Below are 26618 nucleotides of genomic sequence, written 5' to 3' on the forward strand. Positions count from 1 at the left end.
CATACTGTGGAGGTGATCATGCGCAAGATAGCTGTGAATGCGGTTCGCCAGCCGGCAAATCTGTCGATCGACTCAAAGCTCATGAAGGAAGCCAAGGGGCTCGATGTGAATGTCTCGCGCGCCGCTGAAGCCGGCATCGCCGAGGCCGTGGCCGCCGAAAAGACGCGGCTGTGGAAGCTTGAGAACCGCGCGACGATAGATGCGTGGAACGAATATGTCGAAAAACACGGTATTCCGCTGGCAGAACATCGGCAATTCTGATGGCGCGCTACGACGTCTTCGCGGGTAGCATCGAAGGCGGCTATCTCCTCGACGTCCAGGCCGATCTGCTCGACCATTTCAAGACCCGGGTGGTCGTCCCGCTTCTGCCGGCTGCTATGGCGCCATCACCAATGCGAAAGCTCCATCCGATTTTCGAGATCAATGGTCGGAAATTGGTCATGGCCACCCATTTGATCGCCACGGTTGCGGCGACGGAACTGGGCGAGAGCCGACTGAATCTGACGAGGCATCACGACGAGATCGTGGCCGCGCTCGATATGCTGTTCCAGGGCTTCTGAACTGCTGGGGAGCTTCGCGGTGGCGGACCGTCTTCACCCCGCCGTCTTAGTCTGCCAGGCCTTCAGCGCCTCGTCGAACACCTTCTCGCCTGGAATGCCCTTTTCCATGGTGAGCAGCGCCCGCCGCCCGGTCTTGTAGACGACCGGCACATCGATCCAGTCCTGACCTCTGAGCAAGGTCAGATTGGCGTCTTCATCCGCCTTGGTATCGTTGAGCGCAACCAGGAAGAAACCGTCGGCGATCTTGGCCGGGATGCCGATCAGCGGGCTTCCGGCATCCTGCTCGGAGCCCTTCATGGCGACACGCAGGATGTTGTCGACGCCGCCGCCCTCGAAGCCGTCAGGCGTCAGGAAGATCATTTCGATAATATGGCTGGCCGGCAGCGTCTGGTCGGTGTTGCGACGGATCGTCATGCGCAACTGGATATCCTTGCCTGGAATGGTCGCCTCGGCGCGGATCGCCGGCTCGGGCGGCAGGTCGCCGCCGGGCGACTCCTGCACCAGCGACCAGACGATGTTGCCGGGCTCGGCCGAGCCTTGAGCGGTGCTGGTGCGCTCCTCGTAGAAGATCGCCTTCTGGCCGACGGCCAACGTGGCTTGCGGCGGAACTGCCGTTGGTGCCGCTGCCGGTGCGGGCGGCGGGGCGGCCGCTGCAGGCGCTGCTGCCCCGTTGGCGGGCGGCGTTGCGGGAGTTGGTGCAGCGGACCCATCGACTGCTGGAGCATTGGCCTTGGCTTGCGTGTCGGCGGGTGCGGCCGGTGCCGGCGCGGCGGGTGCCGGGGTGGTCGGCGCTTGTGCGGCCGATGGCGGCGTGGTCAGTGCGGCGACGGATTCGCCTTCGCCGATGCCCACCTGCCCGGCCGCGGGGCCGGGATCGACTTCGTGGCCCTGGGGCGTCAGGCGCTGCGTGAACTTCGCGCCCTCGCCGGCCTCCGTCGGAGGCGCGGCGGCCGGTACGGCCGCATCGGCCACCGGCTTGGCCGGGGCCGGTTTTACCAGCGGTTCGGTGGCGACGGCTTTGGTCGAGTCGAGGCCGAGCATGCTGCCGAACGCATCCTTGTTCAGCCAGATGCCATAGCCACCACCGGCAATGACGAGCAAGGCAATGGCGGCGGCGATCACACCGCCATAGCTGCGCCTGCGCTCGGCAGGATGGAGCCGCTGGAACCTGTCCTCCGCGGGGCCGCCGCCGTTGGAAAAGTCGTCGCCCCGAAAAACGCCGTCTTGGCCGTCAGCCGTCGGAAGATCCATATCGGACGGCGGCGGACCAGCGCGCTCCTGAGAAAGAGCGACGGGCTGCGGCTTTTGCCAGTTCGGCGCCGCCTTGGCGGGCGTGGACTGCCAGGCCGGCCCGGTCTTTGCCGGCTCGGTCTTGGCCGGCTGCCATGCCGGCTCCGTCTTTGCTGGCTGTCGGATATGGCTGGACTGGTTCTTGTTGCGGTCGATGGAGGAGAAGATGTCCTCCAGTTCCGCCAGCGGGTCGGGTGGCGGCGCAGGCTTGGCATAGTCCCGCTCGACTTTGGCGATGGCGTCTTCCAGTGCACGCATCTGCCGGTCGACATCGGAAGGCGTCATCGTGGCCTTCTCTGCGAGTTGTTTCGCGATTGACGAACGGGCCCTGTCATAGACCCTGGCGCGCACTTCCGCCGACGGCTCACCGAGTTTATCGAGCGCCTTTTTCAGAATAGGAACAAAATCTACCATACGTCAGTCGACCTGCATTTGTTTCTGGGCCGGCCCCCGCAAATCAGCCGCAATGCCCGGAAGGCTGAGAAACTAGTCTTGAAACGGATCGGTCACAAGTATCGTGTCGTCCCGTTCAGGGCTGGTGGAAAGGAGTGCGACCGGCGCGCCGATCAGCTCTTCGATGTAGCGGACGTACTTCACCGCCTGGGCCGGCAGGTCGTTCCAGCTGCGCGCGCCGGCAGTGGTGCCTTTCCACCCCTCCAGCGTCTCGTAGAACGGTTCGACGCGGGCCTGCGCACCCTGGCTGGCCGGCAGGTAATCGATCGCCTCGCCGTCGAGTCGGTAGCCGGTACAGACCTTGATCTCGTCCAGCCCATCGAGCACATCGAGCTTGGTCAGCGCAATGCCCTTGATGCCGTTGACGGCGACGGCCTGGCGGACCAGCACGGCATCGAACCAGCCGCAGCGCCGCTTGCGGCCGGTGACGACGCCGAATTCATGGCCGCGCGTGCCCAGGAACTGGCCGATCTCGTTCTTCTGTTCGGTTGGAAACGGGCCTTCGCCGACGCGCGTCGTATAGGCCTTGGTGATGCCGAGCACATAGCCGATGGCGCCCGGCCCAACACCCGACCCGGCGGCGGCCTGACCGGCAACCGTATTGGACGAGGTGACGAACGGATAGGTGCCGTGGTCGATGTCGAGCAACGTGCCTTGCGCGCCCTCGAACAGGATGCGCTCGCCGGCGCGGCGCTTGTCGTCGAGGATTTTCCAGACGCGGTCCATATAGGGCAGGATCTCGTCGGCCACCGAGATCAGCTCGCTCATGATCGCCTCATGCGTGACGTCGGCATGGCCGAGCCCGCGCCGCAGCGCATTGTGGTGCGTCAGCAGCCTGTCGACCTTCAAGGGCAGCGTTTCCAAATCCGCCAAATCCATCACCCTGACCGCGCGCCGGCCCACCTTGTCTTCATAGGCGGGACCGATGCCGCGACGGGTCGTGCCGATCTTCGTTCCGGAATTGGAAGCGGCGTCCTCGCGAAATCCGTCCAGCTCCCGGTGCAAGGACAGGATAAGCGCGGTGTTTTCGGCTATTTTCAGGCGGTCTGGCGTCACCTCGACGCCCTGCGCCTTCAATTTCGCAACCTCCGCGACGAAAGCGTGCGGATCGAAGACGACGCCGTTGCCGATGATGGAAAGCTTGCCTTGCCGCACCACGCCGGACGGCAGCAGCGACAGCTTGTAGACCTTGCCGTCGACGACCAGCGTGTGGCCGGCATTGTGGCCGCCCTGGAAGCGCACGACAACATCGGCGCGCTCCGACAGCCAGTCTACGATCTTGCCTTTGCCCTCATCGCCCCATTGCGAGCCGACGACCACCACATTGGCCATATTTCTTTTCCCTTGAGACGCCGCCCGAGCAGCTTGAACAATTCGAAACGATAGGCCTCTATCGCATCGGCCCCCAAAATCGGAATCGATTTTCGGAAAAGCACGACGCGAGATTAAAGCCTTCCGACGCGTACTTTGTAGCGTCCAATTGCACGCACGTCGCTCTATAGCGTCAAGACCCGGCGAGCGCGACCACTCTTTGCCGCCCAAAACGCTCCGAGGCACAACAATTTTCGCCTTTGACATCATTTACTTGGGCTGGCGGTCGCAATAGGCCCACACCGACCGTCAAATTCCCTCTGCCTGGCCGGGAGTTCACGATGCATCGAGCCGCCTATCTGTTCCTGCTGTTCACCACCTTGCTGTGGGGCGGCAACTCCGTGGCGGGAAAGCTGGCGGTCGGTCATATCTCGCCGATGACGCTGGTCTTCCTGCGTTGGCTGCTGGCGGTTCTGATCCTGCTGCCGATCGGCTGGGGAACGCTACGCCAAGACTGGCCGGTGGTGCGCAGGCACTGGTTGCTGCTTGGCGGGCTCGGCGCTTGCGGCTTCGCCTTTTTCAATGCGATCTTCTATACGGCGCTCAACTACACGACGGCGATCAACGTCTCGATCGAGCAGGCGGCGATACCGATCGTGATCATCATCGCCAATTTCGTGCTGTTTCGCCTGCGGGTGAACCGGGTGCAGATAGCTGGCGTCGTGCTGACCATCATTGGCGTCGCGGTGACGGCGAGCCATGGCGACCTGCGCCAGCTTCTCAAGCTGGATCTCAACTTCGGCGACGCGATCATGCTGGTCGCCGTGCTTTGCTACTCCTTCTATTCGGTGGGGTTGCGGCTGAAGCCGGTCATCCGCTGGCAGAGCCTGATGCTGGCGCTGTCGGTTGCCGCACTCGTCACATCGCTGCCTTTCTTCCTGTGGGAGATTGCCGCCGGCAAGGTCATCGTCCCCGATGCCCGCGGCTGGGCGGTCGCGTTCTATACCGCCATCGGTGCTTCGGTCATCTCGCAGATCTTCTATATCAGGGGCAACGAGCTGATCGGCGCCAACCGGGCCGGCCTGTTCATCAATCTGGTGCCGATCTTCGGTACGCTGCTATCGGTGCTGATTGTCGGTGAGACATTCCAGCTCTATCAGGCGCTGGCTCTCGCGCTGGTGCTCGGTGGCATCAGCCTCGCCGAATACAGCGGACGGAAGATGGCGGCATCCGCTGCTGAATGAAGTCGCTTGCCGCGACGTTCCACCGCCCCGCGTGCTGCTGCACACGGGGCGACCGAATTTCAGGCTATCCCCACATCGAAATGCAGCCGCTTGGCGGAGTCGATCGACTTGTGCGAGCGCACCTGCGCCAACACGTTTTCCGGGAACGGCGCATCGAGATAGAGCAATGCGATGGCATCGCCGCCCGGCCGGTTGCGGCCGAGCTGGAAGTTGGCGATGTTGACGCCGTTCTCGCCGCACACCGTGCCGAGCAGGCCGATGATGCCGGGCGCGTCGGCATTGGTCGTGTAGAGCATGTGCTGGCCGACCTCTGCGTCGAGATTGATGCCCTTGATCTGGATGAAGCGCGGCTTGCCGTCCGAGAAACAGGTGCCGGCGATCGAGCGCGTCCTGTGCTCGGTCTTGACCGTCAGCTTGATATAGCCGTCGAACACGCCCGACTTGTCACGCTTGACCTCGGCGACGATAATGCCGCGCTCCTTCACCATGATCGGCGCCGACACCATGTTGACGTCGGAGACCTGCGGCCGGATCAGCCCGGCAAGGGTGGCACTGATCAGCGCGCGCGTGTTCATCGTCGCGGTCGAGCCGTCGAACAGTATCTCGACCTCCTTGATCGGATCCTCGGTGACCTGTCCGACAAAGGCGCCGAGCACTTCGGCAAGCTTGACGAAAGGTTTCAGCCGCGGCGCCTCTTCGGCGGTGATCGACGGCATGTTGATGGCGTTGGAAACGGCGCCCTTGATCAAATAGTCGGACATCTGCTCGGCGACATGCAGGGCGACATTCTCCTGCGCTTCGGTGGTCGACGCGCCGAGATGCGGCGTCGCCACGACATTCTCCATGCCGAACAGTGCGTTGTTGTCCGCCGGTTCGACCTCGAACACGTCGACGCCGGCGCCGGCCACCTTGCCGCTCTTCAGCGCCGCGATCAGGTCGGCCTCGACGATCAGCCCGCCACGGGCGCAGTTGATGATACGCACGCCGGTCTTCATCTTGGCGATCGCCGCGGCGTCGATGATGTTGCGCGTCTTGTCGGTAAGCGGCGTGTGCAGCGTGATGAAGTCGGCGCGGGCGAACAGCTCGTCGAGCTCGACCTTTTCGACGCCGAGCTCCTCGGCGCGGCTGTCCGACAGGAATGGATCGAAGGCGATGACATGCATCTTCAGGCCGACGCCGCGCGCAGCGACGATCGAACCGATATTGCCGCAGCCGATGATGCCCAGCGTCTTGCCGGTGATCTCGACACCCATGAAGCGGTTCTTTTCCCATTTGCCGGCGTGGGTCGAGGCGTTGGCCTCCGGTATCTGGCGGGCCAGCGCGAAGATCATGGCGACGGCATGCTCGGCGGTGGTGATCGAATTGCCGAAGGGCGTGTTCATCACGATGATGCCCTTGCGGCTCGCCGCCGGGATGTCGACATTGTCGACGCCGATGCCGGCGCGGCCCACGACCTTCAGCCTGGTCGCGGCATTGATCAGCTTCTCCGTGACCTTGGTCGCCGAGCGGATGGCCAGCCCATCATACTGGCCGATCACTTCGAGCAGCTTTTCCTTGTCCTTGCCGAGATCCGGCAAATAGTCGACCTCGATGCCGCGATCCCTGAAGATCTGCACGGCGGTGGTGGAAAGTTTGTCTGAGACGAGAACGCGGGGCATTGGCTTGGTCCTTTGCGATTGGCGTCCCTCCCCCTTGAGGGGAGGGTCGGCGCGAAGCGCCGGGGTGGGGTTGTTGCGGCCGGGCGCGGCCGAAAATCTTTTCTTTTCTGGATGGCGTATCGTTGAGCTCGTATCGTTGAGCGGGTGGAGGCGACCCCACCCGGCCCTTCGGGCCACCCTCCCCTCGAGGGGGAGGGAGTCAGGCCGCCGCTTTGAGCGACGCCTTTTGCGCGGCAAAGGCCCAGTCGAGCCAGGGCAGCAGCGCTTCGAGATCGGAGGTCTCGACTGTCGCGCCGCACCAGATGCGCAGGCCGGGCGGTGCATCGCGGTAGGCGCCGATGTCGTAGGCGACGCCTTCCTTGTCGAGCACCGAGACAATTGCCTTGGCGAACGCAGCCTGTCCATCGGCGTCGAGTGCAGCGACATCCGGATCGGTGAAGGAAAGGCAGACCGATGTGTTCGAACGCGTCGCCGGGTCTACGGCAAGATGGCCGAGCCAGGAAGATTTTCCGACAAAGCGATCGAGAACGGCGGCATTGGCATCCGCTCTGGTGACCAGCGCGTCGAGGCCGCCAATCGACTTCGCCCAACGCAGCGCGTCGAGATAGTCCTCGACGCACAGCATCGACGGCGTGTTGATCGTCTCGCCCTTGAAGATGCCTTCGATCAGCTTGCCGCCCGAGGTGAGACGGAAGATCTTCGGCAGCGGCCAGGCCGGTTTGTAGCTTTCCAGGCGTTCCACGGCGCGCGGGCTGAGGATCAGCATTCCGTGCGCGCCCTCACCGCCCAGCACCTTCTGCCAGGAGAAGGTGACAACGTCGAGTTTCCTGAAATCGAGCTGTTGCGCAAAGGCCGCCGAAGTAGCGTCGCAGATGGTCAGGCCCTTGCGGGTGGCCGGGATGAAATCGCCGTTGGGCACGCGCACACCCGACGTCGTGCCATTCCAGGTGAAGACCACGTCGCGGTCGAAGTCGATTTTGGTCAGGTCCGGCAGTGCGCCGTAGTCCGCCTCTAACCTGCGAACATCGGCGAGCCTCAGCTGCTTGACCACATCGGTGACCCAGCCGGAGCCGAAGCTCTCCCAGGCGACCATGTCGACGCCGCGTTCGCCGAGCAGCGACCACAGCGCCATTTCGACCGCGCCGGTATCCGAGGCCGGCACGATGCCGATGCGGTAATCCGCCGGAACCTGGAGGATTTCCCGGGTCAGCTCGATCGCTTGTTCGAGCTTGGTCTTGCCGATCTTGGCGCGGTGCGAGCGCCCGAGCGCGGCATTTTTGAGCGCCTCGACCGACCAGCCGGGGCGTTTTGCACAGGGACCTGAGGAAAAATTGCGATTTGCCGGACGGAATCCGGGCTTCGTATGCGTGGTCATCGTGGTCTATCCTTCCAGATAGTGGCCCCTCGTTGGGGAGGGGTGGCCCACGGATGGCGATATGCGTTCAGGCTTTCGGCGTCAAGGGGAAAGTTTTTGTCGCTGTCAGGATATTGCCGGGGGCGAAACGCAAACGGCGGGCCTGCGACCCGCCATTGTCAACGCCTCGGCTTCGATCGAGCCTACCAGAGATCGTAGCGTAGTCCGACTTTGACTTGATGATTGTTGATCCCTTTGCGGATCGGAAAAGAAGTCAGACTCTCGGCAGTCACATATTCGGCGTCTGGCGCGGAAAAATACTGATAGCCCAGATCGACTGAGACGTTCTTGGACACTTGGTACGCAAGCCCGGCATTCAGCGTGTAGGCGAAGGAGTACTGGGTCTTGTTGTCATGCCGGACGAAATCGTCGGTGGGGTCGGCGTTGTCGGTGAAGTAGCTCGCCGACAGGCGACGCTTGCTCTGTGCGACACCGACACCGGCGCCGAGATAAGGTGTGATTCCGACATAGGTGCCAAGGTCGACATAGCCGTTGAGTATGCCTGAGAAGGCATAGTTCTTCAGGGTCGCCGATGCCACGGTCGTTCCGTCGTTATAGCCGACGTCGATCTTGTTGCCGGGAAGATAGCCGACATTGAGATCGGCGCGCAGATAGTCGTTGAAATGGTAGCCGAAGCCGATGCTGGCGAAGATGGGATCTTCCTTTTCGTCGAAGCTCGCGGGCGTGAAGGCGAAATCCTCATCCTTGAAGCTCTTCTGCACCAGATAGGAGACATCGCCGCGCAGATACCATCCCGAGCCAACCTCGACCGGTACATAGTCGGGCGCCTGGTCGACATAGACCGGCGGATCGTAATCGGCGCCAAGCGCCGGCGTCAGCGGCATCAGGACGACTGCTGCAAGCGCCAGTGCTACAGGCGATTTGGATGTCATAGTCCTCGGCTCCCGAACTTGGCGCATTCGCGATCGCGCGCGCCGTTTCAGACAGCATTGTTAACCATAGTGGTTAAGTGCGGGTTAAGGATAACAAGGCGTTAGCAATTGATTTGATCCGTTTTCGCTCCTCGAGCTGGACGGTGTTACAGGGCAACGCAGCATTTTTAGGCAGCCAAACGAAACCGCCCGGCATCAGCCGGGCGGTCGACGAATTCCTCGATTTCGAAGCGACTACTTCGTGTAGACCGGCTCGGGTTCCGGGACGTAAGGCTCCGGCGGCGCGCAGTCCGACCTGCCGAACTGGTAGCGCAGGCCGCCGCGCACTTCGTGCACGTTGATGCCGCGGTCATAGCCCGGGCCGACATTGCTATCCGAAGCGTAGTCGAACATCTTGCCGCCATTGATGTGGCTGAAGCGGTAGCCGACGTCGAGTTTGACGCGGTCGGTCAGGCAGTAGGAGGCGCCCGCCATGGCAGCATAAGCAAAACGCCAGCCTTTGCCGCCGTGATGCTCGAACTCGCCGTCATCATCGACGTTGTGGAGTGTATCCCACTTAACCCAGGCGCCGCCGATGCCGGCACCGACATAAGGCGTGACGCCATGCCAGGTGCCGATGTCGACATAGGCGTTGGCCAAGAGCAGCAGCGCCGAATAGGACGAGGTGTCGACGGATGTGCAAGGGGTTTGTAATACGCCGCAGAAGCCGTTGGTCGAGCCGCGGAATTTGGACTTGCTCATCCAGTCCAAGGTGAGATCGGTGCGGAAATGCTCGTCGATCTGGTAACCAACACCGCCGCCGGCCGAGAAGGCGCCATCCAGCTTGCCTGTATCGAACTTGCCGGGACTCTGGGGCGCCACACCGTAGGTGATGTAGTCGCCACCACGAAACTTCGACCAGTGATAGTCGATGTCGCCACGGATATACCAGCCGCCAAAGTCGGCCGGCTGCTCGTAGGCAACCGGTGGCGGCGCCTCCTCGACGACGGGCGGCTCGACGAAATCGGCGGCGAATGCCGGCCCGGCGCCGGCAAACAGCGCGGCCAGGAGAGCCATTCTTGCTGTGTTGAACATGCTTATCACCCCTGAGAACCCTCGAACGGCGAACGCGCCCGAAATGTGATTGACTTCAGTTGTGGATAATGAATCGGAAAGGTTAAAAGGCGTTTAACCGTATTGATTAACCACGAATCTCTAAAAGTGGAGCAATCTGGCGGCCGTTGCTGCAGGCGGAGCTGGCCGCGACCCAATAAAAAAGCCCGCCGGCAAGGCGGGCTTTTGAACCGATGTTGGAGGGAAATCAGGCGGCGCTGCGCGTTTCCGAAATGACCTCGACGATGTCGTTGACCACGGACTCGACAAGCTGCGGGTCGTCGCCCTCCGCCATGACGCGGATGAGCGGCTCCGTGCCGGATGGCCGGATGACCAGGCGCCCGGCCTTGCCGAGGCGATTGCGCGCATCTTCGATCGCCGCCTTGACCGGCGCCTCCTCCAGCGGCTTGCCGCCGGAAATATGCACATTCTTCAAAAGCTGCGGCACCGGCTCGAATTTCTTCGACAGTTCGCTGACCGGCCGGTTATGCCGCTTGATGCAGGCGAGCACCTGGAGCGCCGAGACGAGCCCGTCGCCGGTAGTCGAGAAATCGGACAGCACGATGTGGCCCGACTGTTCGCCGCCGACATTGAGCCCATGGGCACGCATGTGCTCGACGACATAGCGGTCACCGACCTTGGTGCGATGCAACTGCAGGTTCATGTCGCCGAGGAAGCGTTCGAGGCCGAGATTGGACATCACCGTCGAGACGACGCCGCCGCCGGCCAGCCGTCCGCTCTGGTGCCAGGACTCGGCAATCAGCGCCATGATCTGGTCGCCATCGACGATCGCGCCGTTTTCATCGACGATGACGACGCGGTCGGCATCGCCGTCGAGCGCAATGCCGATATCGGCGCGCACCTCGTGCACCTTCTTTTGCAGGCCGGCCGGATGAGTCGAGCCGCATTCCTTGTTGATGTTGAAGCCGTTGGGCTCGACATTGATGGCAACGACCTCGGCGCCGAGTTCCCACAGCGCGTCGGGCGCCACCTTGTAGGCGGCGCCATTGGCGCAATCGACGACGATGCGCAGGCCCGACAGCGACATCGAGCGCGGCAGCGTGCGCTTGGCGAATTCGATATAGCGGTCATGCACGCCGTCGACGCGTTTGGCGCGGCCGAGCCCATCGGAATCGGCGAGCGCCAGTTCGATATCCTTGTCGAGCATCCCCTCGATACGCTCCTCGATCTCATCGGACAGCTTATAGCCATCGGGGCCGAACAGCTTGATGCCGTTGTCGTAATAGGGGTTGTGCGAGGCAGAGATCATCACCCCGATATCGGCGCGCAGCGAGCGCACCAGCATGGCAACAGCCGGCGTCGGGATCGGGCCGAGCAGGAAGACATCCATGCCGGCGGCGCACAGGCCGGACACCATGGCGTTCTCGATCATGTAGCCGGAAAGCCTGGTATCCTTGCCGAGCACGACGCGGTGGCGGTGGCTGCCGCGCTGGAACGAGAGGCCGGCGGCCATGCCGACCCGCATGGCGACCTCCGCCGTCATTGGAAACTTGTTGGCGCGCCCACGAATGCCGTCCGTACCGAAATAGTGTCCTGCCATGTTCGCCAGCTTCCCGATGGTTCTTTCCGAGCATCTCATGCCATAAAATGGCCCAAGCCCCGTCATCACATTGTATGATTATGGACGACCAATCCTTAGAAAATTATTGTTTTGTGTGTTTTGCGTCACGCTAGTGTGTTGATTTTCAAGTTCCGAGCCCTTGTTGCGGCAGCAACATCAGAAACGTCAACTCAAACCTCATCTGGATCCTTTGGTCTGTGCCAGTGTGGCCTTGAACCCGAATCCGCATCGTGCTGCTCCAGACAGCGGTAGGCTCAGGTCCGCCGCACCCGCCGATTTGACTGGCTGTCATGCGACGCAGTGTCCTCGCTGGGAACCAGCCATATGCGCGCTCTCCGTGCAATGCACCCGGACGAACTTGGCCGGGAGACAGTCCCGGCAACGAATTCATCACCTTAAAGAAAAGAATGCACTTCTAAATTTGTCTCTACGCTACTTAGCATCTGGCGCAACCAGCCGTTGAGCGCTATTGCTGCACTGGGACATATCATGAACCGCCGTAGGGAGAAAACGCATGCTCATCCACCGACTTGCCACTTTGACGGGTCTTGCCGTCGCGACCTTATTCCTGGCGGCGCCTGCCAATGCGCTGACCATGGCCGAGTGCAGCACCAAGTATAACGCGGCCAAGGATGCGGGAACGCTTGGCGGGCAGAACTGGAACCAGTTCCGCAAGGCCCAATGCGGCACCGATGCCACCGCCGCTACAACCGAACCCGCGCCAGCCAAAGCCACGGCCAAGGCCGCCGACACGACCAAGGCAGCCGCCGCCGACGATGCGGCGCCGGGCCTGACGGGGAAGGAGTGCAGCACCAAATACCAGGCCGCCAAGGCTGCCGGCACGCTCAACGGCATGAAGTGGAACGATTTCCGCAAGACCCAGTGCGCCGCCGGCGCGACGGCAGCCGCACAACCCGCCGCCACGACCAAAGCAGCGGCGGCCAGCAGCGATGACGCGGCGCCTGGGCTGACGGCCAAGGAATGCAGCACCAAATACCAGGCCGCCAAGGCTGCCGGCACGCTCAACGGCATGAAATGGAACGACTTCCGCAAGAGTGAATGCGTCGCCGGCGCAACTGCAGCCGCACAGCCTGCCGCGGCACCTGCCAAGGCGACGACAGCCGCCGCGACCGATACCGGCAAAGGCCTCAGCATGGCGGATTGCAGCGCCAAATATCAGGCTGCCAAGGCCGGCAACACGCTGAATGGCATGAAGTGGAACGACTTCCGCAAGAGCCAATGCGGCGCCGGCGCAGCCGACGACGACACCCTGCCGGCTCCCGATGCCAAGTACACCGGCGATCCGCAACCGCCGACCATCACCGCCCCCCAGGGCGTGAAATTCCCGACGGCGATCTCCAAGAAGTATGCAACCGAGACCCCGGCCAAGGGCCGCATGCACACCTGCCTCGACCTCTACTACGCCAACAAGGACGCCAACACGCTGGGCGGCCTCAGGTGGATCCAGAAAGGCGGCGGCTTCTACAGCCTCTGCAACGCCAAGCTGAAGAGCTGACCGGCGCCACCATCCGACGACATGAGCCCGCGAGCCGCAAGGTTCGCGGGCTTTTTTTGCTGCCGAACACGTGCGAGGAGCGCCATCCGCGCGCAAGCGGCGCCGCTGCCAATCTGCCCCTCGTGGGGGAGATGTCCGGCAGGACAGAGGGGCACTGTCCAGGGCCCTGTCCCGCCGACATCGATGGTCGCCAGCACGCGCGACGCTTGGTCGAAAAGGAGCCTGAAATAAAAAACCCGCCTCCGTGGGCGGGTCGGCGGCGCCAATTGGCACCATACCTCAGATTAGTAGCATACCTGCCGGCACAAAGCAAGAACAAAATGTGGCGCCGTCGGCAAAAAATGCGAACTTCATTCTCCGGCGCGCCTTGTCGATCTTCCCGAAGTCGTCAACGAGGACGATAGAAGGCCCCATTCCTTCGCGCCCCGCTCTGGCCTGCCGGACATCTCCCCACGAGGGGGGAGATTGGCCGTCATCGTCACTTTCGCCAATTTCCAGCGATGCAGGAAGGGTCGCATTCCCCAAGAGAAAACGCCGCGGTTAGAGCCGCGGCGTTTCGAAGTCGATCTGTCCTGGGCCGGAGCCTAGCTTGATGGCTGGGGTTCCATGCCGCCTTCGGGCTCGGGGCCCTTCTTGCGGCGGCCGGACTTCGGCACGGCCGAGCCGCGGCTCGGCGGCGTGTCGTCGCCAAGGTCGCGCGCGGGCTTATTGCCGGCGATCAGCTGCTTGATCTCCTCGCCGGACAGCGTCTCGTATTCGAGCAGGCCCTGCGCCAGCGCGATCCATTCCTTCTTTTTCTTGGTCAGGATGGACCTTGCCGTCGAATAGGCCTCGTCGATCAGCCGGCGCACTTCGGCGTCGATGATCTGCGCCGTCTCTTCCGAGATGTTCTGCGTGCGCGCCACCGAATGGCCGAGGAACACCTCCTCCTGGTTGTCGCCATAGGCGACATGGCCGAGCTTGTCGGAGAAGCCCCAGCGCGTCACCATGGCACGCGCCAGCTTGGTCGCCTGCTCGATATCGGAGGAGGCGCCGGAGGTGATGTTCTCCTTGCCGAATTTGAACTCCTCCGCGACACGGCCGCCCATCATGATGGCGAGGCGCGAGATCATGTATTTGTAGCTCATCGAATAGCGGTCGCCTTCCGGGAGCTGCATGACCATGCCGAGTGCCCGGCCGCGCGGGATGATGGTCGCCTTGTGCAGCGGATCGGCCGACGGCACGTTGAGCGCCAGGATGGCATGGCCGGCCTCATGATAGGCGGTCAGCTCCTTCTCGGCCTGCGTCATCGCCGACGAGCGGCGCTCGGCGCCCATCATGATCTTGTCCTTGGCGTCCTCGAATTCGGCCATGGTGACGAGGCGCTTGTTGCGCCGCGCCGCCATCAGGGCGGATTCGTTGACCAGGTTCATCAGGTCGGCGCCGGAAAAGCCCGGCGTGCCGCGCGCGATCACCTTGAGGTCGACATTGGGCGCCAGCGGCACGTTGCGCACATGCACTTTCAGGATCTTCTCGCGGCCGACGATGTCGGGGTTCGGCACCACCACCTGGCGGTCGAAGCGGCCCGGCCTCAGCAGCGCCGGATCGAGCACGTCTGGCCGGTTGGTGGCGGCGATCAGGATGATGCTTTCGTTGGATTCGAAGCCATCCATCTCGACCAGCAGCTGGTTCAGCGTCTGCTCGCGTTCATCATTGCCGCCGCCGAGGCCGGCGCCGCGATGGCGGCCGACCGCGTCGATTTCGTCGATGAAGATGATGCAAGGCGCGTTCTTCTTGGCCTGGTCGAACATGTCGCGGACGCGGCTTGCGCCGACGCCGACGAACATCTCGACGAAGTCCGAGCCCGAAATGGTGAAGAACGGCACGTTGGCTTCACCCGCGACCGAGCGGGCGAGCAGCGTCTTGCCGGTTCCGGGAGGACCGACGAGCAGCACGCCGCGTGGGATCTTGCCGCCGAGCCGCTGGAATTTCTGCGGGTCGCGCAGGAACTCGACGATCTCTTCCAGATCTTCCTTGGCTTCGTCGACGCCGGCGACGTCCTGGAAGGTGACGCGGCCATGTGCTTCGGTCAAAAGCTTGGCCTTCGACTTGCCGAAGCCCATGGCGCGGCCGGAACCGGACTGCATCTGGCGCATGAAGAATATCCAGACGCCGAGGATGAGGATCATCGGCAGCCAGGAGATCAGGGTGCCGAACAGCGAATTGGAGCCGTCGGATTCAGGACGCGCATTGATGGTGACGTTCTTGTCCTGCAGCCGCGAAACCAGCGACGGGTCCCCAGGCGAATAGGTCTGGAAGCCGTTGGAACTGTCCGTGTAATTGCCGGAGATACGGGCGCCGGCGATGGTCACCGACTTGATCCGTCCCGCCGCGACTTCCTGCAGGAACTGCGAATAGGGAACATCGCTCGAGGCTCCACGCGTCTGCGGCGTCTGGAAAAGATTGAAGAGAGCGATGAGCAGGACCGCTATGATCGCCCAGAGCGCGAGGTTGCGATAATTCGGATTCATCAATTGTCCCGTTGGCGCCCGCTGGGCGGACACGCGTCGTGAGAGGAAACTTGGCCCTAACATAGGGAGAGCGTCTCCCATTGCCAAGCATAACAGCAGGTCTCGGTTAAGCTTTCGCCCGTGGTAGGCCGGCACTGTGGCCGCCGAATGGCACGGCTGGAACCGGCGCCGCGCCAAGCAAGGCGGCGATGGCATCGGCCGGCGCCAGATCGAAGGACGGCAGGAAACGGGCGAAGGGCGCGACTGCCGGATATGCGGCGACAGCCGCCGGCATCGGGCCTTCCCCGGGCAAACCAAGGCATTCGCCATCCTGCCATAGCGCCGGCTCGGCGGCCAAGGCGGCACGTACAAGGCTTGCCGGCGTGCCATGCCCTTCAATTGCCCGCTTTGCGGCAAGAGCCGCCCCGAGCGGTGCTACCAACAGCGGCGCGATCAACAATGCACCTGAACTGTCGCCCAATGTGATCCGTCTGCGGCCATCCCAAAGCGCATTGTCGGAAACCTCGACAGCGGGCGGCAGATCGCGCAATTCGCGATGCAGAAAGATACCGGTACGCCGGGCATCGATCACGGTCCGCGACAATGTGGCACAAAGCGGCCCAGTGCGGAACCGGCCGAAAAGGGCTTCGCTGCGGGCCTGGTCGGGAAGGAAGGCGGTGCCGCCGGTCGCCGCCAGCAGGATGCGCAGCGCATAAATGGCCGCCCGGCTGTCGGCGGCCGTCGCAAAATCCCGATCGAGGCGGACGAGGCCGGCGGCCGGCCTGGAGGCCAAGCTGCGGATCAGCATGGCCGCGCGATGTCCTAACTGCTCACGCTCGGCCGCCGCCTTTCTGGCCAGCGCTATCGCTTCAGCCACGCGAGGCCTACCATCGCCTTCGGCAAGTGCTGCGCGGACGCGCGGCCGCTCGAAAGCGGTGTCGGCATTGGTCGGATCTTCGATCCAGGCAACCTGTTCACGCCGCAGGAATTCGCGCAGCTCAGCACGCCTTATGCCGAGCAGCGGCCGCACGATCCAGTGCCGCCACTCGTAGAGGGTTGCCGGCGCCATGCCGGCAAGGCCCCGCCGTTCGTCGCGCGGTCCATCGTCGCTTTGCCCTTCATCACTTGGCCCTCCATCACTTGGCCGCTCGTCATGCGCCCACTCGTCACGCGCCCACTTGTCGCGCGCTTGCCGCATCAGCACTGTCTCGGCCTGGTCGTCGGCGGTGTGGCCGGTCAGGATCAGGCCGATGCCTGCCGCTTCGGCAGCTTCGGCGAGCAGCCGGTGGCGCGCCTCGCGCGCGGCGGCGGGCAGGCCGGTCGATGGTTTGTGCCCCGACCAGGCGAGGATGCGATGGGCAATGCCGCGCGCCGCGCACAGCCTGGCCACGGCTTGCGCTTCCGCTGCCGCTTGCGGCCGCAATTGGTGATCGATCGTCACCGCCAGCAATTTCGTTGCCGGGGCGGTACGGTCGAGATGGGCTTTGAGGAGGAGGAGAAGGGCGGTCGAGTCGCTGCCGCCGGACACGGCCGCAACAGCGCCGTTGGAAAAGTCGATCCGCGAAAAATCCGGAAGGTCAGGCTCGGTGTCGAGCATCATGCATGTCGCCCAAAAGTGGGCCCGGTTTTGCGGCAACGACATGCAAAGGAAAAACTAGCACGCCGCGAGCGCCCTTTCCTGCTTGACCCGCTCCTTGAGCGCGCCGGAAATATCGGGGTAGCGTTTGCCGATCTCGCTGAAAGTGGCACAGGCCACGTCGCGCTGCTTCAGCCCGACCAGTGAAACGCCGAGTTTCAGCAGCATGTCTGGCGCTTTCTTGGCCTTGGGATAGTCCTTGCTGGCAGCGAGGAAAGTCTCGGCCGCATCGCGGTATTTCTGCTGGCCGAGCAGCGATTCACCAAGCCAGTAATGCGCGTCCGCCGCTTTGGCGTCCTTGGGAAAACGGGCGATATGGTCGCGGAAGCCCTGTTCGGCGGTGCTGTAGTCGCCCGACAGGATGAACTGGTAAGAATTGCGGTAAAGCTCTTCCGGATCGTTGGTCGACGGGAGTGCCGCGACCACCGTATCATCGGATTTACCGGCCTTGTTGCCGGCTGCGCTGGCGCCGTTGGCTGGGGCCGTATTCTGCTGCGGCGCATTCGCTTGCGCATTGCCGTCGGCTTCGACGACATTGCCGTTTTTGTCGACGGTGATGGTGCCGAACGTCTTGGGCGGCGCGCCGGGGATCAGCTTGCCGGGATCGCCGTTGGGCGATTCGACGATGACGTCCTCGACGCTCTTGTCGCCGTCTGCCGCCTTGCCCGCATCGGCCGGAGCCGGCGTCCCCGGCGCCTCCGCCACGTTACTGTCGCCGTTGGGGCTGTCGCTGCTAGGCGCCGCCTCGGACTTCTTCTGCTCGGCCGGCTGCTGCGCGCCTTGCGGACCGCCTTCCAACTGCTGGAAGCGGAATTCGTTGTCTTCCTGCTGCTTGCGGATCTGCTCCTGCATCTGCAGGACCTGGAAATTGAGTTCCTCGATCTTGCCATTCATCTGCCGGAGCTGTTCCTCCAGCGCCGGAGTGCCGGTGCCATCCTGTTGCGCGAATTGAACCTGATCCGGCTTTTTCTTTTCGCCGAAAATGCCGGGCAGTTTGATCGTCGGCAGGTGGAAGGAAAAACCGCTTTCCGATGACTGCCCGGTGCCGTTTGCCCCGTCAGCAAGTGCCGCGATACTTGATACGAGCAGCAGCGCAAGCGTGCCGCTCAAGACCGATCTGAAATGCATGTGCCTCTCGCCGTGAAACCATTGTTGCGCGCCTCTCATTCGAAGTAGACCAGTCAACTGGGGACTAGCCAGACGCTCTCGGCTCTTAACAGGACGTGAGACTTCGGCCAAATTTTGTTTGGAGCGAGGAGATATGAAAAAGGCGGCCTTTTGGCCGCCTTTCGCACCAAGTGTTGCATTTATGCCGATCAAGAACCGGCGCCGCCCAGGGTGGTCACGGCGCGGCGGTTCTGCGACCAGCAGGAGATGTCGTCGCAAACGGCGACCGGACGCTCCTTGCCGTAGGAAATGGTCTTCAGGCGCTGCGCCGAAACACCCTTAGCGACCAGGAAGTCGCGTGTGGCGGCAGCACGGCGGGCGCCGAGCGCCAGATTGTATTCGCGCGTGCCGCGCTCGTCGGCATGGCCTTCGATGACGATGGCGTACTGCTTGTATTGGTTCAGCCACTGCGCCTGGCGCGACAGAGTCGTCTGCGCATCAGCGCGGATCGAGGATGAATCGGTGTCGAAGAAGATGCGGTCGCCGATGTTGACGGTGAAGTCCTGGGCCGACCCGGGCGTTGCCGCGCCGGCGCCGTTGAGGCCGAGATCGGCGGCGCTGTTCGGCGTCTTCTTCGAGGCGCAACCGGTGATCGCGAGCATCGCGACCAGCGCGATCATGACCGGGTTTGTGGTAAGTGCTGCGATACGGCCCATGCCGCCTCTCCTTCGCAATTCGAGTGATTTCATTGATCGTCCAGTAACCACGTTTGGGTTAACCGGCGCTCAAGAAACACGGTTAAAATTTGGTTTCGGCTGCCGTCCGCAGCCCTTATGCAGGGGATATCCTGAGGAGCCACCCCGATGAGCCACAATGAGCGCGGACCGTAGGCGGAAATGCGGCCAAAACGCGACCGACACGTGGAAAACAGGCCGGAAACGGCGCTTTTCGGGCACCGTTGCCGGCGTGCAACTGGGAGCAAAGGATGCTCGAGTTGAACATCCTTGCCCGGGACTATTCGAGCAGCGGCGACCAGGCCGGATCCGAGGCGAAGTTCGCCGTCGGGATCGACTGTTCGTTGCGGCCGGTGAGATCGACCGAAACAAGTTTTGGTCCGCCATTGGAATCGCGGAAGAACATCAGCACCCGGCCGTTGGGCGCCCAGGTCGGCCCTTCCTGCTGAAAGCCGGTGGACAGGATGCGCTCACCCGAACCGTCGGTGCGCATGACGCCGATCTGGAATTCACCGCCGGTCTGCTTGGTGAAGGCGATGAGATCGCCGCGCGGCGACCACACCGGCGTCGAATAGACGCCGTCGCCGAACGAGATGCGGGTCTGGCCCGAGCCGTCGGCGCCCATCACATAGATCTGCGCGCGGCCGCCGCGATCCGAGGTGAACACCACCTTGCTGCCGTCAGGCGAATAGGACGGTGAGGTGTCGATGGCGGTCGAGTTGGTGAGCCTGGTCGTCGAGCGGCTTCTCAGATCCATGGCGAAGATGTTGGAATTGCCGTCATCGCGCAGCAGGCTCATGATTACCTTCTGGCCGTCCGGCGAAAAGCGCGGCGCAAACGTCATGCCGGGGAAATTGCCGACCAGCTCGCGCTGCCCCGTCTCGATCTGCAAAAGATACACCCGCGGTTGGCCGCTTTCATAGGACATGTAGGTGATTTCCTGCCGGTTCGGCGAGAAGCGCGGCGTCAGCACGATCGATTTGCCGTTCGAGAGATAGCGGACGTTGGCGCCGTCCTGGTCCATGATGGCAAGCCGCTTCTTGCGCGCATTCTTGGCACCGGACTCGTCGATGAAGACAACGCGCGTGTCGAAATAGCCCTTCTCGCCGGTCAGCCGCTCGTAGATCGCATCGGCGATGATATGGGCGACGCGCCTGGTATTGGCATCGTTGGCGAAGAACTGCTCGCCCGACATCTGCTGGCCGGCAAACGTGTCCCACAACCGGTACTGGGCGCGAATGCGGCCGTCAGCCTCCTTGCCGACACTGCCGGTGACCAGCGCCTGCGCATTGATCACCTTCCAGTCTTCGAAGCGCGGCGTGGCATCCGGGTTCGAGATCTTTTCAATGAAAGCGCTTTTGTCGATCGGCGCGAACAGGCCGGAGCGTTTCAGGTCGGCACTGACGATGCCGGAAATCTCGGCGCCGAGCGCATCGCCGCCCTGGAAGTCCGTGATGGCGATCGGCAACGGCTCGACATTGCCCTTATTGACGTTGAGCTCCACGAGCGCCCGCGCCGGCAGGGTGACAGCAACAGTCATACCCAGCGCCATCGCTGCGATCGTCAGGAGCGGCTTGAGGATGGATTTCATGTCTTCTCGCTTCTTTCGCTGATTCTGTGAGCGCCGGGCCTAAAGACCGAGCATCTCCCTGGGGTCAAAAGTGACCCGAACGTCGGACCAGATGTCTTGCTTGCCCGCCGGAACCTGCAAGCCGGCCACATCGCATTTCTGAACCGCGCGCACTGCACTTTCGTCAAACGGGCGGTTTCCGCTCGACTTTTCAACGCTCGGCCGGCCATCCAGCTTGCCGGAGGCGTCCAGATTAAACCGGACCACGACGACGAAATTCTCCGAACCCTCGAGCCCTGCCGGAAGCGTCCAGCAACCACCAAGCTGGGCCTCCAATGCCCCCTGCTCCGATTTCGAAAGCTTCTGGCCCTGGTCCTTCTCGCCGCCGAGCGATGCCTGCTGGGTCGAGCGCTTGGCGCCGCCGCCGGACGGCTTGCGCTTGTCGAGCAGAGCCGAGATCTCGTCGGCATTGAATTGCTTGTCGTCCGATTTCGGCTTGGACGAGGCTTCCTTGACCGGCTTGTCGGCGTCCTTGCGCTCCGGCGCCTTCGCGCTTTCAGCCTGGGCCGGCTGCGGCTTCGGCCGAGCCTCAGGCGCAGGCGCCGAGTCCGGAAGCTGCGCCTCCTCGGTCGGCGGTTGCTTGGCAATCGCCTCGGCGACGGCATCCGGCTTGACCTCGGGCTGCGGATCGATTGCGGCGGTCTTGTCCTGCGGCGGCGTGGGCGTCGGCTCCTTGGCCGGCGTCGGCTTGGGTTCGGTCTGCTTGACCGGTTCGGGCTTGACCTCTTCCTTCGGCTGCGGCACCGGCGCTACCTCCGTTGCGGGAATAGGCTTCGGCTTTTCCGGCGGCTTCGGCACGTCCTCGGGCTTGGGCTTTTCGACCGGCGTCGGCGCAGGTGGCGGAGCCGCCGTCATGTCGACCGGCTTGGGCTTGGCCTCAGGCGTCGGCGGCTTGTCGGTATCGACGCTGTTTTCTCCGACTTTCTGGGCATCGGGAACGATGTCGGGACGCTGTGTCGGCAGCGGCGCCGGCCTTTCGTGCATCACGGCTTTCTTGTCGCCCTGCAAAACCTGCGAGACGGCCTCCATCGGCACAATGTCCACTGCGACCGACTCGACATCGGACGACGGAAGCGCAGCCGGCGCCGACAGGGTGAACAGCCCAAAGGCGATCGCCACCGTATGCAAAATCACCGATGTGGTGAGGCCGGTCCTCATCTCGCGTTTATTGATCCTGTTTCGGCAGTGTAATCAGGCCGAGGTTCTTGTAGCCTGCGTCCTGGATGAGACCCATCACCACCATCGCGTCGCCATAATTGGTGGTCTTGTCGCCCTTGACGTAAATGCGCTCTTCGTAGCCGGTCTTAGAAATCGCCTTCAGCTTGGCGATCAGCTCCTCCTGCGGGATTTCGGTCTCCTGCACGAAGATCTTGCCTGTGCCGTCGATCGTAATCGTAATCGGCTGGGTATCGGCGTTCATCGCCTTGGCCTTCGTCTCCGGCAGGGTGACCGGCACGCCGACCGTCAACATGGGTGCGGCGACCATGAAGATGATCAGCAGCACCAGCATCACGTCGACCATCGGCGTGACATTGATTTCCGATATCATCGCGTGATGGCGGCCGCGCCGCCTGTGGCCTCGACCACCGCGCCCTCCGCCACCCGCGCCTACAGACATTCCCATGATCGTTCCTCAAGCCTTCTGCGCGACTTTTTCATCGATTTGGCGCGAGAGTATGGCGGAGAACTCATCCGCGAACCCTTCCATGCGCACCGCGATCTTGCTCGCGTCGGACGACAGCTTGTTGTAGGCGATGACGGCCGGGATTGCGGCGAGCAGGCCGATGGCCGTCGCCAGCAGCGCTTCGGCGATGCCGGGCGCGACCACCGATAGGCTGGTGTTCTTCGAGGCGGCGATCGCCTGGAACGAGGTCATGATGCCGATAACCGTGCCAAACAGGCCGATGAAGGGCGCCGCCGAGCCGGTGGTGGCGAGAAAGCCGAGCCGCCCTTCAAGCTTTTCCATCTCGCGGGTCAGCGCCAGATCCATCGCTTTGTCGATGCGGGTCTGCAGGCCGAGTGGCGATTTCGCGCCTTTCTCGAAGCTCTTCTTCCATTCGCGCATGGCGGCGACGAAGATCGCGCTCATGCCGGTCGTCTTGCGGTCGGCGAGCGTGCGGTAAAGCTCTTCCAGCGACTGCCCCGACCAGAACACCTGTTCGAAGCGGTTGAGCGCCAGCCGCATGCGGGCATAGGCGACGAGCTTGTCGACGATGATCGCCCAGGTCCAGATCGAGGCACCAAGCAGCCCGATCATGACCAGCTTGACCACCCAACCGGCCTGCATGAACAAGGCCCAAATCGATAAATGCGCGCCCGGTTCGGCGAGAGCGATGTTTTCCATGTTACGTCCTTAAAGATTTTCCGGGCGTGGCTGGCGGCTGGCCCATGGGCATCCCTTGTGGTCCGTTCGCGTTAGGCTTGCGGAATAACCCCAAATGCACCGTTGGCGGCCTTTTCGGGGCAAATATTGGTGAAAGGAAGGCGCTTGGATTCTCCCAATCTTAACCAATCCCTTCATGGACCGTTATGGTTAAGGATGGGTTAGGACGTACAGCGCGGCGCATTGCCGCGCCCTGATAGGCCGCCTCGCGATTCTGGCCTGGACCGGGAGCTCCGGGATCGTCCGCCTCTGAACCTTTATTTGCGCGTTCTGGGCATGAAGGCTGCGATCCAGTCCTTGGGAAAGCGCCGCGGCCGCCCGTTCTCGCCGACGATCGCCGCTTCGACACGCGCCTCGACCAGCACTTCGCTGCCGCGCTTCAATTGCTGCGCCATGACGATGCGGGCGCCGGAAATCTCGTCGGTGCGCGTATCGATGGTCAGGATGTCATCCATGCGGGCCGAACCGCGGAAATCGATCTCCATGCGCCGCACCACCCAGACTATTTTCTCGCCATGCTTGCCGTCGGCAAGCTCGGTGTGGTGGACGCCGGCCAGCCGCAGATAGTCGGACCGGCCGCGCTCGAAGAATTCGAGATAGCGCGCGTGGTAGACGACGCCGGAAAAATCGGTGTCTGCATAATAGACCCGCGCCATCAGTCGATGGCCGAATTCCGTCAGCGCGCCGGAAAGTCCGGCGGACAATGCCGATTCACCGTGATCGTCCATTGCGCTGTCCTTTTGGCCCGACAGGCCCTGTTTCAAGCAACACCTGTTTTGCGCATAGACCGGCGATGATCAAGACCTGGAGGGCTGGGCCGGGGAACTGCCAGCACCGAGCCATAAGTAGCGGAACTTAGGGTTCTTCCTGGAACAGGCTGATCTGCTGCTGCGCCAGGTCCTTTGGCGCGTCGAGGCCGAGATGCCGCCAGGCATTGGCCGCCAGCACGCGGCCGCGCGGGGTACGCATGATGAAGCCTTGCTGGATCAGAAAGGGTTCGATGATGTCCTCGATGGCATCGCGTGGCTCGGAAAGCCCGGCCGCGATGGTCTCGATGCCGACCGGCCCGCCGCCGAAATTCCGTGCGATCATCGATAGATAACGGCGGTCGAGCGCGTCGAGGCCGAGCCCGTCGACCTCCAGCCGCGTCAGCGCCTCGTCGGCGACCTTGCGGTCGACATGGCCGTCGCCGGCAACGCTGGCGAAGTCGCGCACCCGGCGCATCAGCCGGCCGGCGATGCGCGGCGTGCCGCGCGCCCTCCGGGCGATCTCCAAAGCACCGTCGTCGCCGAGCGGCATGGCAAGGATGCGGGCGCCACGCCGCACGATCTGCTCGAGTTCCTCGACCGAGTAGAAATTGAGCCGCACCGGAATGCCGAAGCGGTCGCGCAGCGGGTTGGTCAACAGGCCGAGCCGGGTGGTGGCGGCGACAAGCGTGAAGCGGGCCAGGTCGATCTTGACCGAGCGCGCCGCCGGCCCCTCGCCGATGATCAGGTCGAGCTGGAAATCCTCCATCGCCGGATAGAGGATTTCCTCGACCGCCGGGTTGAGCCGGTGGATCTCATCGATGAACAGCACGTCGCGGTCTTCGAGGTTGGTGAGCAGCGCCGCCAGATCACCGGCCTTGGCGATGACCGGACCCGAGGTCGAGCGGAAATTCACGCCGAGCTCGCGCGCCATGATTTGCGCCAGCGTCGTCTTGCCGAGGCCGGGCGGGCCGACGAACAGCACATGGTCGAGCGCTTCGCTGCGCCCCTTGGCGGCCTCGATGAACACTTTGAGATTGGCCCGCACCGCCGCCTGGCCGACGAAGTCGCCAAGCGTCTGCGGCCGCAAGGTCTGCTCGGCGTCCTCGCCGCGTCTGTCGGGAGCAATGAGGCGTGGCGAAAGGCTCATGCGCATACCGCCCGAAAGAAAAAGTTTGTATCGATACCGATCAACGTCACCCGGCACCCTCTCGTTCGTCGCCGTGCTCCTCGCCAACAACATGGCGGCCCACTGCATCTCTTACCACCGCGTCGATCTGTTCCAGCGCAGCAGGCCCGTCAGGTGGATCGCCTAGAAATCCAGCGAGGTCGGCAAATTCGAGATTGCGCGGCGTTCCTATCAGGAGACCATCCACGACCGTCCACGCAACAGTATCGCCTGACTTGAGCGACAACTCGTTCCGGACTTTCTTTGGAATCGTAAGCTGCCCCCTGGAGGTCAAGCTTGCATATCCGACCATGCTCTTGTTCCTAGTCGGAATTTATTTGTCGGGCAACGTCTCACCGTGCCAGCTCCTTCAGCCCGAAGCGGATCAGCTTCGACGCGTCCGCCTCCTCGCCTGCCGTCTTCAGCGCCGCCGCCACCGCATTGGCGGCGGTGTCGCGCGAATAGCCGAGATTGACCAGCGCCGAGACGGCGTCGGTGATCGGCGCCGAGGCGACGCCCTCGCCGAGCTCCTGCTTCAGGCCGATGGTGCCGGAGGCAGTGCCCGCATAGGCCGGCGCCTTGTTCTTCAATTCGGTGACGATGCGCTCCGCCACCTTCTTGCCGACGCCCGGCGCACGGCTGACCATGGCGATATCGCGCAACGCAATCGCATTGGCGAGATCGGCCGGCGCCAGCGTCGACAGGATGGCCAGCGCCACCTTGGCGCCGACGCCTTGCACATTGTTCATCAACAGCCGGAACCATTCGCGCTCCAGCACCGACTGGAACCCATAGAGCCGCAGCATGTCCTCGCGCACATAGGTCTCGATGAACAGCACGACCGCCTCGCCCGGCCGCGGCAATGCCGCCAGCGTGCGCGCCGAGCAGTAGGCGACATAGCCGACGCCATGCACGTCGACGATGCAGAAATCCTCGTCGATCTCATCCAGCGTGCCTTTTAGCTTGCCGATCATTTGAGCGTGCCGATCATGCCGGGTGGGTTTCCGGAGAGATGATATCGAGGTCCGGGAAATAGCCGCGATAGCGCGCGGCATTGCGCGTCAGCAGGCGATGCCCGGCGACAACCGCATGGGCTCCAATAAAGAAATCCGGCAGCGTTCGTTCGCGAATGCCGCCGGCGCGGCGATAGCGGGAATGCGTGACACCGGCGAGGAAGGCTGCTTCCCACGGCAGGAATTCGCGATCCATCTTGAGCATGTCGGCTGCTTGACGAAGAGCCTGTTCGGTCGCAATCAACGGCGCGAGTTCGGACCAGACGATTGCATTGATAACAAGTGCGCCGTCGCGCCGGCATGCGGTAATCGCGGATGCCGACCATTTCGTCTCCCGTCCGGCAGGACCCCAAACGTCGATCAGGACATTTGTGTCAATCAATGTCGAGATCTTCACGTGGGCCCCTCAGCCATTCCATATATTCGTCCGTCGTCATGCCTCCCAGATCCAGCGTACCGGCCATACGATCGAGCATCTGGCTGAATCTGCGCGAGGCTTCCTCCTCCGACATGTTTTCGTCGACGGCTATGACACGAGCCCCGTCCTCGGTGGGGACGAACTCCACCTCCGAGCCCGGGCCGATACCCAGATGATCCCGTATTTCCTTCGGGATGGTCACTTGGCCCTTGGTGGTAACGCGCATGGTAATACCTCGTTGGTATTACTTATTGCCCACTGGAGAACAAGTCAAGAACATA

25 protein-coding genes are annotated in these 26618 nt (G+C 63.0%); 4 read left to right on the forward strand and 21 right to left on the reverse strand.

Features of this window, described 5'->3' with window-relative positions; translation table 11 throughout:
* Positions 1–18: 18 nt before the first annotated feature.
* Together NKI67_RS04545 and NKI67_RS04550 are read left to right on the forward strand one after the other, a co-directional pair.
* Positions 19–261 (forward strand): type II toxin-antitoxin system CcdA family antitoxin, encoded by a 243-nt coding sequence (locus NKI67_RS04545; protein WP_254816484.1) that lies wholly within the window; start codon positions 19–21, stop codon positions 259–261.
* A complete protein-coding gene (locus tag NKI67_RS04550) occupies positions 261–560 on the forward strand; it encodes a CcdB family protein (RefSeq protein WP_352450813.1) in 300 nt (99 codons plus the stop codon). The genes NKI67_RS04545 and NKI67_RS04550 overlap by 1 nt, the downstream gene beginning before the upstream one ends.
* A gap of 33 nt (positions 561–593) precedes the next feature.
* On the opposite strand, the gene NKI67_RS04555 is transcribed toward NKI67_RS04550, so the two are convergent.
* Together NKI67_RS04555 and NKI67_RS04560 are read right to left on the reverse strand one after the other, a co-directional pair.
* On the reverse strand, positions 594–2264 hold the full coding sequence (locus NKI67_RS04555) for a hypothetical protein (protein WP_352644546.1): 1671 nt from the start codon (positions 2262–2264) through the stop codon (positions 594–596).
* A gap of 72 nt (positions 2265–2336) precedes the next feature.
* Positions 2337–3635, reverse strand: a complete 1299-nt coding sequence (locus NKI67_RS04560) for an adenylosuccinate synthase (RefSeq protein WP_352644548.1) — start codon at positions 3633–3635, stop codon at positions 2337–2339.
* Positions 3636–3955: 320 nt separating this feature from the next.
* Here NKI67_RS04560 and NKI67_RS04565 point away from each other — a divergent pair, with 320 nt between their 5' ends.
* Positions 3956–4858, forward strand: coding sequence for a DMT family transporter (locus NKI67_RS04565; protein WP_352454884.1), 903 nt, complete (start codon positions 3956–3958; stop codon positions 4856–4858).
* A 59-nt stretch (positions 4859–4917) separates the two neighbouring features.
* On the opposite strand, the gene serA is transcribed toward NKI67_RS04565, so the two are convergent.
* The 5 genes from serA to glmM all read right to left on the reverse strand — a co-directional run bounded on the left by serA (position 4918) and on the right by glmM (position 11476).
* Positions 4918–6516, reverse strand: a complete 1599-nt coding sequence (gene serA / locus NKI67_RS04570) for a phosphoglycerate dehydrogenase (protein ID WP_352644550.1) — start codon at positions 6514–6516, stop codon at positions 4918–4920.
* 199 nt (positions 6517–6715) lie between these two features.
* A complete protein-coding gene (locus NKI67_RS04575) occupies positions 6716–7891 on the reverse strand; it encodes a phosphoserine transaminase (RefSeq protein WP_352644552.1) in 1176 nt (391 codons plus the stop codon).
* Between the two features lie 182 nt (positions 7892–8073).
* Complete coding sequence (locus NKI67_RS04580; protein ID WP_352644554.1) at positions 8074–8823, reverse strand: outer membrane beta-barrel protein; 750 nt, start codon at positions 8821–8823, stop codon at positions 8074–8076.
* A 234-nt stretch (positions 8824–9057) separates the two neighbouring features.
* Positions 9058–9897 carry an outer membrane protein gene (locus NKI67_RS04585; protein WP_352454888.1) on the reverse strand — a complete coding sequence of 280 codons (840 nt, stop codon included), beginning with the start codon at positions 9895–9897 and terminating at the stop codon, positions 9058–9060.
* Between the two features lie 226 nt (positions 9898–10123).
* The gene (gene glmM / locus NKI67_RS04590; RefSeq protein ID WP_031213285.1) at positions 10124–11476 is read right to left on the reverse strand and encodes a phosphoglucosamine mutase; all 1353 of its coding nucleotides are present in this window, start codon (positions 11474–11476) and stop codon (positions 10124–10126) included.
* 874 nt (positions 11477–12350) lie between these two features.
* On the opposite strand from glmM, the gene NKI67_RS04595 reads away from it, so the two are divergent.
* A complete protein-coding gene (locus tag NKI67_RS04595) occupies positions 12351–13013 on the forward strand; it encodes a hypothetical protein (RefSeq protein ID WP_502909322.1) in 663 nt (220 codons plus the stop codon).
* Positions 13014–13597: 584 nt separating this feature from the next.
* Here the strand turns inward: NKI67_RS04595 and ftsH are convergent.
* From ftsH to NKI67_RS04665, 14 genes are all read right to left on the reverse strand, one after another.
* A complete protein-coding gene (gene ftsH / locus NKI67_RS04600) occupies positions 13598–15523 on the reverse strand; it encodes an ATP-dependent zinc metalloprotease FtsH (RefSeq protein ID WP_023677989.1) in 1926 nt (641 codons plus the stop codon).
* Positions 15524–15629: 106 nt separating this feature from the next.
* Positions 15630–17099: a tRNA lysidine(34) synthetase TilS gene (gene tilS, locus NKI67_RS04605; protein WP_352644673.1), complete on the reverse strand. Its 1470-nt coding sequence runs from the start codon at positions 17097–17099 to the stop codon at positions 15630–15632.
* Positions 17100–17156: 57 nt separating this feature from the next.
* Positions 17157–18266 (reverse strand): tol-pal system protein YbgF, encoded by a 1110-nt coding sequence (gene ybgF / locus NKI67_RS04610; RefSeq protein ID WP_352589950.1) that lies wholly within the window; start codon positions 18264–18266, stop codon positions 17157–17159.
* Positions 18267–18454: 188 nt separating this feature from the next.
* Entirely contained in the window at positions 18455–18961 is a 507-nt protein-coding gene (gene pal, locus NKI67_RS04615) for a peptidoglycan-associated lipoprotein Pal (RefSeq protein WP_023677992.1), read from the reverse strand.
* A 298-nt stretch (positions 18962–19259) separates the two neighbouring features.
* On the reverse strand, positions 19260–20531 hold the full coding sequence (gene tolB, locus NKI67_RS04620; RefSeq protein WP_245274748.1) for a Tol-Pal system beta propeller repeat protein TolB: 1272 nt from the start codon (positions 20529–20531) through the stop codon (positions 19260–19262).
* A gap of 78 nt (positions 20532–20609) precedes the next feature.
* Positions 20610–21767 carry a cell envelope integrity protein TolA gene (gene tolA, locus NKI67_RS04625; RefSeq protein WP_352644558.1) on the reverse strand — a complete coding sequence of 386 codons (1158 nt, stop codon included), beginning with the start codon at positions 21765–21767 and terminating at the stop codon, positions 20610–20612.
* Between the two features lie 7 nt (positions 21768–21774).
* Positions 21775–22233: a protein TolR gene (tolR, locus tag NKI67_RS04630; RefSeq protein WP_023677996.1), complete on the reverse strand. Its 459-nt coding sequence runs from the start codon at positions 22231–22233 to the stop codon at positions 21775–21777.
* A 9-nt stretch (positions 22234–22242) separates the two neighbouring features.
* Positions 22243–22953, reverse strand: a complete 711-nt coding sequence (gene tolQ / locus NKI67_RS04635) for a protein TolQ (RefSeq protein ID WP_023677997.1) — start codon at positions 22951–22953, stop codon at positions 22243–22245.
* A 296-nt stretch (positions 22954–23249) separates the two neighbouring features.
* Positions 23250–23720 carry a tol-pal system-associated acyl-CoA thioesterase gene (ybgC, locus tag NKI67_RS04640; RefSeq protein ID WP_023677998.1) on the reverse strand — a complete coding sequence of 157 codons (471 nt, stop codon included), beginning with the start codon at positions 23718–23720 and terminating at the stop codon, positions 23250–23252.
* Positions 23721–23847: 127 nt separating this feature from the next.
* Positions 23848–24888, reverse strand: a complete 1041-nt coding sequence (gene ruvB / locus NKI67_RS04645; protein ID WP_352644561.1) for a Holliday junction branch migration DNA helicase RuvB — start codon at positions 24886–24888, stop codon at positions 23848–23850.
* 46 nt (positions 24889–24934) lie between these two features.
* Positions 24935–25219: an AbrB/MazE/SpoVT family DNA-binding domain-containing protein gene (locus NKI67_RS04650; RefSeq protein ID WP_023678000.1), complete on the reverse strand. Its 285-nt coding sequence runs from the start codon at positions 25217–25219 to the stop codon at positions 24935–24937.
* Between the two features lie 40 nt (positions 25220–25259).
* Positions 25260–25880, reverse strand: coding sequence for a Holliday junction branch migration protein RuvA (gene ruvA, locus NKI67_RS04655; RefSeq protein WP_023678001.1), 621 nt, complete (start codon positions 25878–25880; stop codon positions 25260–25262).
* Positions 25881–25893: 13 nt separating this feature from the next.
* A complete protein-coding gene (locus NKI67_RS04660) occupies positions 25894–26316 on the reverse strand; it encodes a type II toxin-antitoxin system VapC family toxin (protein WP_023678002.1) in 423 nt (140 codons plus the stop codon).
* The gene (locus NKI67_RS04665; RefSeq protein ID WP_023678003.1) at positions 26294–26563 is read right to left on the reverse strand and encodes an AbrB/MazE/SpoVT family DNA-binding domain-containing protein; all 270 of its coding nucleotides are present in this window, start codon (positions 26561–26563) and stop codon (positions 26294–26296) included. Before NKI67_RS04665 ends, NKI67_RS04660 begins: the two co-directional genes overlap by 23 nt.
* Positions 26564–26618 lie beyond the last annotated feature (55 nt).

Origin of the sequence: Mesorhizobium sp. M0408, assembly GCF_040321495.1 — a bacterium.
GTDB lineage: Bacteria > Pseudomonadota > Alphaproteobacteria > Rhizobiales > Rhizobiaceae > Mesorhizobium.

What these genes read in the sequence shown, in the direction of transcription:
- ybgF (WP_352589950.1), bottom strand. Translation starts at nt 18,266, where the DNA reads ATGCATTTCAGATCGGTCTTGAGCGGCACGCTTGCGCTGCTGCTCGTA.
- ybgC (WP_023677998.1), bottom strand. Translation starts at nt 23,720, where the DNA reads ATGGACGATCACGGTGAATCGGCATTGTCCGCCGGACTTTCCGGCGCG.
- NKI67_RS04555 (WP_352644546.1), bottom strand. Translation starts at nt 2,264, where the DNA reads ATGGTAGATTTTGTTCCTATTCTGAAAAAGGCGCTCGATAAACTCGGT.
- NKI67_RS04560 (WP_352644548.1), bottom strand. Translation starts at nt 3,635, where the DNA reads ATGGCCAATGTGGTGGTCGTCGGCTCGCAATGGGGCGATGAGGGCAAA.
- NKI67_RS04595 (WP_502909322.1), top strand. Translation starts at nt 12,351, where the DNA reads ATGAAGTGGAACGATTTCCGCAAGACCCAGTGCGCCGCCGGCGCGACG.
- NKI67_RS04575 (WP_352644552.1), bottom strand. Translation starts at nt 7,891, where the DNA reads ATGACCACGCATACGAAGCCCGGATTCCGTCCGGCAAATCGCAATTTT.
- NKI67_RS04665 (WP_023678003.1), bottom strand. Translation starts at nt 26,563, where the DNA reads ATGCGCGTTACCACCAAGGGCCAAGTGACCATCCCGAAGGAAATACGG.
- NKI67_RS04580 (WP_352644554.1), bottom strand. Translation starts at nt 8,823, where the DNA reads ATGACATCCAAATCGCCTGTAGCACTGGCGCTTGCAGCAGTCGTCCTG.
- tolB (WP_245274748.1), bottom strand. Translation starts at nt 20,531, where the DNA reads ATGGCGCTGGGTATGACTGTTGCTGTCACCCTGCCGGCGCGGGCGCTC.
- tolR (WP_023677996.1), bottom strand. Translation starts at nt 22,233, where the DNA reads ATGGGAATGTCTGTAGGCGCGGGTGGCGGAGGGCGCGGTGGTCGAGGC.
- glmM (WP_031213285.1), bottom strand. Translation starts at nt 11,476, where the DNA reads ATGGCAGGACACTATTTCGGTACGGACGGCATTCGTGGGCGCGCCAAC.
- NKI67_RS04650 (WP_023678000.1), bottom strand. Translation starts at nt 25,219, where the DNA reads ATGGTCGGATATGCAAGCTTGACCTCCAGGGGGCAGCTTACGATTCCA.
- tolQ (WP_023677997.1), bottom strand. Translation starts at nt 22,953, where the DNA reads ATGGAAAACATCGCTCTCGCCGAACCGGGCGCGCATTTATCGATTTGG.
- NKI67_RS04550 (WP_352450813.1), top strand. Translation starts at nt 261, where the DNA reads ATGGCGCGCTACGACGTCTTCGCGGGTAGCATCGAAGGCGGCTATCTC.
- NKI67_RS04585 (WP_352454888.1), bottom strand. Translation starts at nt 9,897, where the DNA reads ATGTTCAACACAGCAAGAATGGCTCTCCTGGCCGCGCTGTTTGCCGGC.
- NKI67_RS04565 (WP_352454884.1), top strand. Translation starts at nt 3,956, where the DNA reads ATGCATCGAGCCGCCTATCTGTTCCTGCTGTTCACCACCTTGCTGTGG.
- ruvB (WP_352644561.1), bottom strand. Translation starts at nt 24,888, where the DNA reads ATGAGCCTTTCGCCACGCCTCATTGCTCCCGACAGACGCGGCGAGGAC.
- NKI67_RS04545 (WP_254816484.1), top strand. Translation starts at nt 19, where the DNA reads ATGCGCAAGATAGCTGTGAATGCGGTTCGCCAGCCGGCAAATCTGTCG.
- tolA (WP_352644558.1), bottom strand. Translation starts at nt 21,767, where the DNA reads ATGAGGACCGGCCTCACCACATCGGTGATTTTGCATACGGTGGCGATC.
- tilS (WP_352644673.1), bottom strand. Translation starts at nt 17,099, where the DNA reads ATGCTCGACACCGAGCCTGACCTTCCGGATTTTTCGCGGATCGACTTT.
- serA (WP_352644550.1), bottom strand. Translation starts at nt 6,516, where the DNA reads ATGCCCCGCGTTCTCGTCTCAGACAAACTTTCCACCACCGCCGTGCAG.
- ruvA (WP_023678001.1), bottom strand. Translation starts at nt 25,880, where the DNA reads ATGATCGGCAAGCTAAAAGGCACGCTGGATGAGATCGACGAGGATTTC.
- ftsH (WP_023677989.1), bottom strand. Translation starts at nt 15,523, where the DNA reads ATGAATCCGAATTATCGCAACCTCGCGCTCTGGGCGATCATAGCGGTC.
- pal (WP_023677992.1), bottom strand. Translation starts at nt 18,961, where the DNA reads ATGGGCCGTATCGCAGCACTTACCACAAACCCGGTCATGATCGCGCTG.